The sequence below is a fragment of the Aeromonas finlandensis genome (genome assembly GCF_000764645.1).
Lineage (GTDB): Bacteria > Pseudomonadota > Gammaproteobacteria > Enterobacterales > Aeromonadaceae > Aeromonas > Aeromonas finlandensis.
In genome coordinates, this window is record NZ_JRGK01000031.1 from 110,468 (window position 1) to 120,338 (window position 9,871).

Annotated in this window: 10 protein-coding genes; 1 reads left to right on the top strand and 9 read right to left on the bottom strand. The window is 61.4% G+C overall.

The annotated features are described in order from the left end of the window. Positions 1-83: 83 nt before the first annotated feature. The 8 genes from LD28_RS0104110 to nudF all read right to left on the bottom strand — a co-directional run bounded on the left by LD28_RS0104110 (position 84) and on the right by nudF (position 6,482). Positions 84-2,093 carry an FUSC family protein gene (locus tag LD28_RS0104110; RefSeq protein ID WP_033135747.1) on the bottom strand — a complete coding sequence of 670 codons (2,010 nt, stop codon included), beginning with the start codon at positions 2,091-2,093 and terminating at the stop codon, positions 84-86. Position 2,094: 1 nt separating this feature from the next. Continuing rightward, positions 2,095-2,961, bottom strand: a complete 867-nt coding sequence (locus tag LD28_RS0104115) for an efflux RND transporter periplasmic adaptor subunit (protein ID WP_033135748.1) — start codon at positions 2,959-2,961, stop codon at positions 2,095-2,097. Then, positions 2,954-3,196, bottom strand: coding sequence for a DUF1656 domain-containing protein (locus LD28_RS0104120; protein ID WP_033135749.1), 243 nt, complete (start codon positions 3,194-3,196; stop codon positions 2,954-2,956). Before LD28_RS0104120 ends, LD28_RS0104115 begins: the two co-directional genes overlap by 8 nt. A 126-nt stretch (positions 3,197-3,322) precedes the next feature. Further along, on the bottom strand, positions 3,323-3,946 hold the full coding sequence (locus LD28_RS0104125; protein WP_033135750.1) for an NUDIX hydrolase: 624 nt from the start codon (positions 3,944-3,946) through the stop codon (positions 3,323-3,325). Between the two features lie 2 nt (positions 3,947-3,948). After that, positions 3,949-4,536 carry a YqiA/YcfP family alpha/beta fold hydrolase gene (locus tag LD28_RS0104130; protein WP_033135751.1) on the bottom strand — a complete coding sequence of 196 codons (588 nt, stop codon included), beginning with the start codon at positions 4,534-4,536 and terminating at the stop codon, positions 3,949-3,951. Between the two features lie 12 nt (positions 4,537-4,548). Then, entirely contained in the window at positions 4,549-5,367 is an 819-nt protein-coding gene (gene cpdA / locus LD28_RS0104135) for a 3',5'-cyclic-AMP phosphodiesterase (RefSeq protein WP_033135752.1), read from the bottom strand. Between the two features lie 22 nt (positions 5,368-5,389). Next, a complete protein-coding gene (locus tag LD28_RS0104140; protein WP_050514255.1) occupies positions 5,390-5,794 on the bottom strand; it encodes a DUF1249 domain-containing protein in 405 nt (134 codons plus the stop codon). Between the two features lie 46 nt (positions 5,795-5,840). Further along, complete coding sequence (nudF, locus tag LD28_RS0104145) at positions 5,841-6,482, bottom strand: ADP-ribose diphosphatase (RefSeq protein ID WP_033135754.1); 642 nt, start codon at positions 6,480-6,482, stop codon at positions 5,841-5,843. A gap of 305 nt (positions 6,483-6,787) precedes the next feature. Between nudF and tolC the strand changes: the two genes are divergently transcribed. After that, entirely contained in the window at positions 6,788-8,116 is a 1,329-nt protein-coding gene (tolC, locus tag LD28_RS0104150; protein WP_033135755.1) for an outer membrane channel protein TolC, read from the top strand. Between the two features lie 117 nt (positions 8,117-8,233). Here the strand turns inward: tolC and hldE are convergent, their stop codons facing one another. Next, positions 8,234-9,661, bottom strand: coding sequence for a bifunctional D-glycero-beta-D-manno-heptose-7-phosphate kinase/D-glycero-beta-D-manno-heptose 1-phosphate adenylyltransferase HldE (gene hldE / locus LD28_RS0104155; RefSeq protein WP_033135756.1), 1,428 nt, complete (start codon positions 9,659-9,661; stop codon positions 8,234-8,236). Positions 9,662-9,871 lie beyond the last annotated feature (210 nt).

Genomic DNA, 9,871 nt, shown 5'->3' on the forward strand with positions numbered 1-9,871 from the left:
CTTACTCGTTGGGAGGGTGTTGGACAAACCCGACGGCGGGAAAGGGTGATCCAGAGGGGGGCTGACCGCCCCCGAGTGGCCAATCAGGTTGCGCCTGACTCCACCGGCAGCGCCTGCTGCAGCTGGGAGAGCGAACTGTGCAGCCGCCACACCATGCCCGCCAGCTCCCGCGCAGCGCTGTCGTTGTGGTCGGCCAGCCGCTGGCTGATGCGGGCCAGCTCCGCTAGCGTCTTGTCGAGGGAGGCGTGCTGCACACCGCCCTCGGTGAGTATCCCCTTCAAACTGCGGATGCAGTTGTCCCGCACCAGATAGAGGGGCTGCTCGTCGCCCCGCCACTGGCGCAGTTGCCAGACGATATGGCTGCAGTTGAGCAGCACCACCCCCCAGCGCAGCACCCAGAGCCGGGCGGTCTGATCCTGACTCAGGCTGAGCTGGCTGATGCAGTGGTAGATACGCGACTCAAACTGGCTCTCGCTCTGCTGCGGCCGGGGCTCCAGCTGATCGATAAAATGGCGGCGCAGGGAGTGAATGATGCGACGACTCTTGCGCCGATCGGAGCTCGGTCGCAGCAACTGGAACGCCAGCCCCGCCACCATCACCCCCAGCACCTGACCGATGCTGCCGTTGATGAACTGCTGGTAGTCGTAGCTGGGCGGATTGGTGATGGCGAGAAAGGAGCCGAGCAGCACGATCATCTGGCCCCAGAGACCCGCCTGCCGTACCTGCTGCTGTTTGCAAAGCTGCATGGTGAGCAGCGCCGGAAAGAGCAAGATGCAGAAGATCCAGAAGTCGTCGATGCGGATCATCAGGCCAAACTTGACCGCAAAGCAGATGAGGCTCAGCAGCAGGATCGCCTTGAGCATGGTGTTGGCCCCCTGCGCCGGGGCCGGGGTCGCCGAGTAGAGCACGCAACAGATGGCGATCATGGTGAGTGCCGAGCCGCCCGCATCCCACTGACTGTTTATCCAGAAGGTGCAACCAAGCAATACGCAGAGGAAGGTACGCCCGCCGTTGTAGGCAGCCTCCAGCGTGTCGGTATGGCTGGTGAGGGAGGTGTGATGGAGCGGCGCCGGCCACTCCTGATCGTCATAGCGGGTCAACCGGTCAAGCCAGCGCTGGCACTCCAGATAGCTCCAGCAGAAGTGGCGCAACCGCAGCAAAAAGGTGCGCAGCCGATAATCATGCTCGCTGGTCGGCATCAGGGGCGCCAGCAACCTCGCAACCCGATACTTGTCGCACTCCGGCTTGCCGAGCTCGCAGATCAGGGTGGCGAGCAGCGCCTGAATACCCGCCGGTTGCTCCGGCCAGTTGTGCAGCATCCGCCGCTGGCTGGAGATCAGACTGATAAGCCGCAGTTGGCGGTGCAGCAGGAAGTTGAGCAGCTTGTTCTGGCGGCGCAGCCGGTGGTGACTCCAGACCGCCTGAATGCGCAGCACATTCATGGTGAGGATCTGGCCGATCAGCCCCTCGTGGGCGCTGCGCACATCGGGATTGGCCTCCCCCAGCCAGAGCAGCTGGGCATGCTCCAGCAGGCGGGTCTGACTCTTGCGCAGGGACTGGAGCAGGGTCTCGCTGTCGGAGGTGCTGGGCAGGATCATCATCATCAGACCGCCGCAGAGAATGCCGATGATCACCTCGCTCACCCGCGCCTGGGCGATGTCGAAGATGTGTTGCGGGTCGGTCACGTTGACACTGGAGAACGCGATGATAGCGGCGGTGTAGCCACCGAGGGCAAACGCGTAGGAGACGTTGTTCTGGTAGTGGTTGGAGATGTAGGTGCACAGGCCCAGCCAGAGGGCGATGAGGAAGCTGAACAGCCAGGGATCGCTGATGCCAAGACCGGTGATCACCACCGCAGCCATCGCCCCCATCAGGCTGCCAACCACCCGCCCCAGGCTTTTGCTGATGACCCCGCCCACGGTGGGAAAGCTCACCACGGCGGCCGAGCTCATCGCCCAGTAGGGGGAGTCGAGCTGCAGCACGAAGGCCAGCCAGAGCGACAGGCACATGGCCAGCGCGTTGCGCAGGGCATAGCGCCACTGACCGCCGTTGGCCTTGCCCCAGGGGGTCTGACGCCAGAGCGAATCGCTCACCCTACTCCCCTATGGTGATGGTGCAGGTGGTGCCCGCAATCAGCGCCAGCTCCGGCGGCACATCCAGCAGTTTGATCCGCACCGGCACCCGCTGGGCCAGCCGCACCCAGGGCACGTTCGGTTTGACGTCGAGCAGCAGGCCGTTGCCGCCATCAACGCTCTGGTCGTGAATGGCGCGCCCTATGCTCTCCACCTCGCCGCGCAACCGCTGCTCACCGCTGTAGAGCACCACTTCGGCCGGTTTGCCCGGCGCAATGTGGCCGAGCTTGGTCTCTTCAAAGTAACCCTGCACATAGAAGGAGTGAGTGTCCACCAGCGCCACCAGCGGCACACCGGCGCTGGCATAGTTGCCGACCCGGGTCTGCAGGTTGGTGATGTAACCGTCGGTGGAGGCGTGCACCCGGGTCTTGGCCAGCGACCACTCCGCCTTCTCCAGATTGGCCTGTGCCACCTGATAGGCGGCCTGCATCGCCTGGGCATTGAGACGCGCCTCGTCCACCGTTTCGGCGGAGATGACGCTGCGCGACAGCCCGCTACGGCGGTTCGCCTCATGCTCTGCCTTGTCGAGATCCGATTTTGCCTTGGCGAGCGCCGCCCGGGCGTTATCGAGGGCGATGCGATAGGGCTCGGGGTCGAGCGTGAAGATCTCCTCCCCCGCCTTCACCAGCTGGTTGTCCTTCACCGCTATCTTGATGATCTTGCCCGACACCTCGGGGGTAATGCTGACCAGCTCGGCCCGCACCTTGCCATCCCGGGTCCAGGGTCCCTGCATGTAGTAGTTCCACAGCCACCAGCCCGCCGCCAGCGCCAGCGCGCAGACCAGCAAGGTGGAGAAGTATTTGAGGGTCGCGAGGGGTGATTTAGCCATGAAGCAGTATCCAGAGAGCGCCGCTGACGGCGAGGACAAAGAGGGAGAGATCCATCAGCAAGGGGTGCCAGACATCCCCGCTATAGAGCCAGTCGCGCAGCAGATGATGCACCGGCAGCCAGCAGAGCAGACCGAGCAGCACTGCCTTGAACAGGGGCGGAAAGTAGAGAGAGGCGCCCAGTACCAGATCCGGCAGCGCTGAAGGGGTCGTCACAGGCGTGCTCCCTATTGGCAGAGAAGTTCAGATGGGTTCGGCCAGCAGCAGCGCCAACGCGCGGCGCAGCAGGCCAATCAAGGTTAACACAGCCATCCCAACCGCTACAGGAGCAGATGGAACCGGTCAGCAATCAGTAGAAGGCGTTCAGTCAAACAGGGTATCGCGCCGCCCTTGCTGCAGATGGGCGTGAAGGATGCGCATCTGGGATTCCACCACCCGATGGCGGGAGAGCGGGGGCAAGGCGTCGATGGGGAAGTAACCTGCCCCCTGTGTTTCGTCGGTCTCGCCCAGCAGCTGGCCACCGGTCACCTCACACAGGAAGAAGGCTTTGTGGGCGTGGGGCAGTTGGGGCGGATGGGGGTGCTTGAGCTTGTCGAACAGGGCCAGCAGTTGCACCGCCCGGCACTCGAGGCCGCTCTCCTCCTCCACTTCGCGCACCACGGCATCCGCTGGCGAGTCGCCGATATCGCACCAGCCACCGGGCAGGGTCCAGCAGCCGTCGCTGCGCTCCTGCACCAGCAGGATATGGCCCTCATCGTTTTGAATAAACGCCCGTACATCGAGCTTGGGGGTGGGATAACCGCGATCGAGGGCAATCCAGTCGCTAATGGCTTCCGGCGCCAGCTCGCTCTGGCTGGCAATCAGGGCCACAGTGGCCGCTCTGAGCGTCTCGAATCGACCGATATCGAAGGGGTCTTTGGAGTAGGTGAGGCCCGCTTGCGCCGTGGCCAGCACCTGTTCCAGAAAGGCGGCCAACGGCGGTTGCATGATTAAAGCCCGAGGAAGCGGATGATTTGGGCGGGATAGCGCTCGAACGCCACAAAGGCGTGGTCGCCACCGCACTCCAGCGAGAGACGGGCAAAGCGGTACTCGTCCAGCGCCTTACGATAGTCGAGCACCTCATCCCCCTGCTGTTGCAGGATCCAGTGTCGCTCGGGAGCGGTCACCGGCACTGCCAGCGCCCGCAGCTCGTCCATATGGGCAGGCAGCAGTTCGTACTGCTCCCCGGTATAGGGGTTGGTCTGGGGGCCGAGGTAGTCGCAAAGCAGCTCATGGGGGCGCACCGCCGGGTTGATCAGCGCCGCGCGGCAGCCGTACTGCTCGCTCACCCGGGTCGCCATAAAGCCGCCGAGGGAGCTGCCCACGGCACCGAGCTTGAATTCACTGCCATAACGACGCTGCAGATCGGCGATGGTCTGCTCGATAGCCGCCCAAGCCGCCGCTGGCGTATTGGGCTGGGCCGGAATGATCACCTCGATGTCGGGCCGGTTGGCGGCCACCCAGGCAGCCATCTGCTGCGCCTTGGCGGAGCCTGGAGAGGAGTTGAAACCGTGCAGATAAAGGAGAACCGACTTCATGCGATGCCCTCCTCAATAACCGGTGGCGTCGGGGTCGGGCACAAACTGCCCCACCGGCAGGCGCCACACCTCGCTGGCCACCCGCCCATCCGGATAGAGGGTGAGATAGCGCCAGCCCGGGCCGGATTCATCCAGCGCGAAGCCATCGCAGAGCGGTTTGAACTGGATGCAGGTGGAGGGGCTGGCAATCAGCCGCACCCCGCGGTGCACCTCGTCAAACTCCTGATGAACGTGGCCGAACAGGATGGTCTTCTGCTGCGGATGACGGGCCAGCACGGCAAACAGATCATCGGCGTTCTTGAGATTGTGTTGATCCAGCCAGGCGCAGCCCACCGGCACCGCCTGATGGTGCAGGGCGATAAGGGCATGGCGATCAGGATATTGACGCAGGGCACGGTCAAGGGCGGCCAGCTGGTGATCGCCAATCATGCCGTGGGGTTTGCCGCGCACCTGGGTGTCGAGCAGGATCACCTGCCAGTGGTCGCCCACCAGCTGCTTGGATTCGCTGATCCCGGCGGCATGGAGATATTCAGTCATCAGCGGGCTGTCATCGTGATTGCCGGGCAACCAGTAGATGGGGCGACCAAGGGGCGCCATCATGGAGGCGAAACGCTGATAGGACTCCGGACTGTGATCCTGCGACAGATCGCCGGTCGCCAGAATCATCTCATAGGGGTGTTCGTTGGCCTGCACCTGTTCCAGCACGGCGGCCAGACTCTCTGCGGTGCGCACAGCCAACAGCCGCCCTTCGGCACTCGCGAAGAGGTGGGTGTCGGTAATTTGCAACAGGCGCACACTGCCGTCCTGCGCCTGGGGGAGCTCTGTTTCCAAAATCACGCTTCTTTTTATTTGTTCAACTGGAGATATTGATCGGGCTGGTACCATGTCTGAGACAAAATTTTAGCCATTCAGCCAGAAACAGATTTACCTGCTCCTTTTCGTCCCTCTGGTGCATCTTTTTATTGGGATAATCATAACGTGGTTGCAAACGGGAAATCTGTTGCGCTGCACACACTTCCGCCATCCGCACATCATGATACAAACGAATCTCTATTTGAGCCTGCAGATATTCGGGCAATTCCGGGTTGTGCTGACTCAGGATCACCTGGCTGGTGAAGCGACTCTCGCCAATGATGGTGAGCTGAAACTGCAGATCGTTGCCGACCCGATAGCGACGCTCGGCCCCGACTTCCCCATCTGGCGGCAACAATTTCATCAGCGCCATGTAATTGACCTCACAGGTACGCTGCAAGGACATCAGATCAGGCACATAGCGCCTGCTCTGTTGCAGAGTCTGCGCCACCTCAGCGATCCGCCAGCCAGCGGGCGCGCAGCTCGCCGTGGTTGAGGGCCAACCACTGCAGGGCAATGACCGAGGCGGCGTTGTCGATGCGTCCCTCTTTGAGCCAGGCGTAGGCCTGCTCGCGGCTCACCACGTGCACCCGGATATCCTCACCTTCGTCCGCCAGACCATGCAGCCCCTCGGCCTTGCTGGCATCCACCTCGCCCACATAGACCTCGATCCGCTCGGTGCTGCCGCCCGGGCTCACCAGATAGCTGATGGCATGCTCGCAACGGGCCACCTCGATCCCGGCCTCTTCCACCGCTTCGCGGCGTACCACTGCCTCGGCGGTCTCACCTTCATCAATGATGCCGGCCACCAGCTCCAGCAGCCAGGGGGTCGGGCAGGTCTCCATGGCGCCGATGCGGAACTGTTCCACCAGCACAATCTGGTCGCGCACCGGGTCGTAGGGCAGTAATGCGGCAGCATGGCCCCGCTCGAACAGCTCGCGCACGATGGGCTGGTTCCAGCCGCCCGCAAATAACCGATGCTGCAGACGATAGACATTCACCTTGAAGAAGCCGTTATATCCGGCTGATTTTTCAATGATTTTCACATCATCGGCGGCGTAATGCCGATCTTGCGGCAAGGGTTGCTGCGACATCCGGGGCTCCCGTCAGCTTGACTTGTATCAGTTTGACCATAAAATCCGAGGAACATGAATGAACGTTCATTCACTCGGCGTACCATGGCAATGAGGGGTGGATTTTAGCAGCCACAGACCATTTGGCTAGGCGCTCGGGGAGAAAACTGCGTCTGGTTCTTGACGTTCCAGTCACCGGACCTGAGACTCTTAGCATTAATTTTTGCTTATAGTAGAGTGATTAAGCTGCAATCAAGCTTGGTCGGTGACAATATTTGCCCTCTCCAGCAACCAGTTTGGGTTACTACATAAGGTTAAAACGATCTATGAAAAGAACACTTTTGTCCGTCATGGTGTTGCTGGGCGTCAGTGCCGGTGCCCATGCCGAAAACCTGCTCGACATCTACCAGCAAGCCCAGATCAAAGACCCGCAGTTGCTGCAGTCCAAAGCCGTTCGCGATAAGGCCTTCGAGCAGATCAATGAATCCCGCGCAGCCCTGCTGCCCCAGATCAATCTGGGTGCCGGTCTGAACTACCTGCAAAACAAAAACGATACCCAGACCAATAACAAAGCCTCCGGTTCACTTTCACTGGATCAATCCATCTATCGTCGTAGCAACTGGATCAATCTGGATATCTCCGAGAAGAGTGCCACCCAGAATGACGTAGCCTACAACCTCGAGATCCAGAACCTGATGCTGCGCACTGCCCAGGCCTATTTCAACGTGCTCAAGGCGATGGATACCCTGGAGTTCGTCCGTGCCAACAAGGTTGCAGTAGAGCGTCAACTGGAGCAAACCCAGCAGCGTTTCGAAGTGGGCCTGACCGCCATCACCGACGTACATGAAGCCGAGGCCTCCCGCGACCAGGCGCTGGCCGACGAGATCAACGCAGAGAATGAGCTGGCCAACAGCTACGAAACCCTGCGCGAGTTGACCGGAGTCGACCACCGCAATCTGGATGTGCTGAACACCGATCGTTTCACACCGCAAAAAACCGCATTTGGCTCCGACAAGTGGCTGGAGCTGGCGCTGGACAAGAACCTGCAGCTGCACAACGCCCGCATCACCAAGGACATCGCCAAAGAGCAGATCGATTTGGCCAAGACCGGTCATGAGCCGACTCTGGATCTGGGTGCCGGCCTGCAAACCAGCAATACCGATTACAAGCTGGATAGCATTCAGAGCGGCGGCAATGACAATCAGGCCAATATCGGGCTGACCTTCAAGCTGCCGATCTACAGTGGTGGCGCCACCAGCTCCAAAGTGAAGCAGGCTCAATACGACTACGTGTCTGCCAGCGAGCAGCTGGAGAAGAGCTTCCGCTCGGTGCAAAGCACTGTGCGCTCCTCCTACAACAACGTGAACGCCAGCATCGGCTCGGTACGCGCCTACAGCCAGTCTGTGGTCTCCGCCGACAGCGCCCTGAAGGCGACCGAAGCCGGTTATGAAGTGGGTACCCGTACCATCGTTGACGTGCTGGACTCAACCAAAAAGCTGTATAGCGCCAAGCAGAAACTCTCCGAGGCCCGTTACAACTACATCCTCAATATCCTGAGCCTGAAGCAGGCTGCCGGTGTGCTGGAAGCGCAGGATCTGGTGGAAGTAAACCAGGGCCTGATGCCTGCCACGACAAAAGCCAAAACCAAAGCCTGATAGCCGTTATCGGGAATAAAAAAGGCGACCGCAAGGTCGCCTTTTTGTTATCCGGGTTGCTGTCGGCTCGATCAGGCCGATAGTCGGCCCCGCCAGATGGCGGGGCCAGCGGAGCGGTTAGCCGCGCTCGCGGATAGTCTTGATGATGTCGGTGGTGGAGCAGCCATCCTCGAAGTTGAGAACGCGTACCTCGCCGCCGTTGGCAGTCACTTCGGCGTAACCGGCGATATCTTCCGGCTTGTAGTCACCGCCCTTGACCAGCAGGTCGGGCAGGATCTCGGCGATCAGGCGCTGCGGGGTATCTTCGCCAAACGGCACCACCCAATCCACCGCGCCCAGCGCAGCCAGCACCGCCATGCGGCGCTCGGTCGGGTTGACCGGACGACCCGGCCCTTTCAGACGGCGAACCGACTCGTCGGTGTTGACCGCCACGATCAGGCGATCCCCCAGCTTGCCAGCATTGGCCAGGTAGGAGACGTGACCGGCGTGCAGGATATCGAAGCAGCCGTTGGTCATCACCACTTTCTCGCCGCGCAGACGGGCGGCGCGGACCGCCACTTTCAGCTGGGCTTCGGACATGACGCCAAAGCCGGTCTCCTGCTCGGTATAGAGGGCGTTGGCCAGCTCGACCGGGCTGACGGTAGAGGTACCCAGCTTGCCGACCACGATACCGGCTGCGGTATTGGCCAAGGCGCAGGCTTCGTCCAGGCTCTTGCCTGCCGCCAGCGAGGTCGCCAGGGTGGAGATCACGGTATCACCAGCGCCGGTCACATCGTAAACCTCGTGGGCCTGAGCCGGCAGGTGCAGCTCCGGCTGACCTTCGCGGATCAGGGTCATGCCGTTTTCGGAACGGGTGACCAGCAGGGCATCCAGCTCGAAGCGCTTGACCAGACCCAGCCCCTTGGCGACCAGCTCCTCTTCGCTCTTCACCTTGCCTACCACGGCCTCGAACTCGGACATGTTGGGGGTCAGCAGAGTGGCGCCGCGGTACTTCTCGAAGTCGGTACCCTTGGGGTCGACCAGCACCGGAATACCGGCGGCACGGGCACGTTGGATCATGCCGGGCACGTTGTTGAGAGCACCCTTGCCGTAGTCGGAGAGGATCATCACGTCGCTGTTTGGCAGCGCCTGCTCGACCTTGCCCATCAGCAGGGTGGAGTCAACGGCGTGGAAGGCCTCTTCAAAGTCCAGACGCAGCAGTTGCTGGTTGCGCGACAGCACCCGCAGCTTGGTGATGGTCGGGTAGTCGGCCAGACGAACGAAGTCACAGGCAACCTTGACGCCAGCCATCTGACCGGCCAGTGCATCCGCCGCTTCATCCTGACCGGTCAGGCCAAGCAGCACGGCGTGGGCGCCAAGGGCGGCAGAGTTGAGGGCCACGTTGGCGGCGCCACCGGGACGCTCTTCAATGTGTTCAACCTTGACCACGGGCACCGGCGCCTCGGGGGAGATCCGACCGGTAGGGCCATGCCAGTAACGGTCCAACATGACATCGCCAACGACCAGGACGCGGGCTTTTTCAAAATCGGGCAGGGTGATCTTCATCTGTATCGACTCTCAAAACCTGAAAAATCAGCGGGCGATTTTATCACACTCTTTTATCCGGTGTAGAAAAAGCCGACCACAGTTGCCGCCGCTGTCACGCGAACCGGACGCAGACCACCCCTCTGACCAGCACACTGCCATTCGCCCCCGCCCCCCCTTTTCGGCTAGAATCCCCCGATTGTGTTTGCGAACAAGAGATTAGCCATGGCC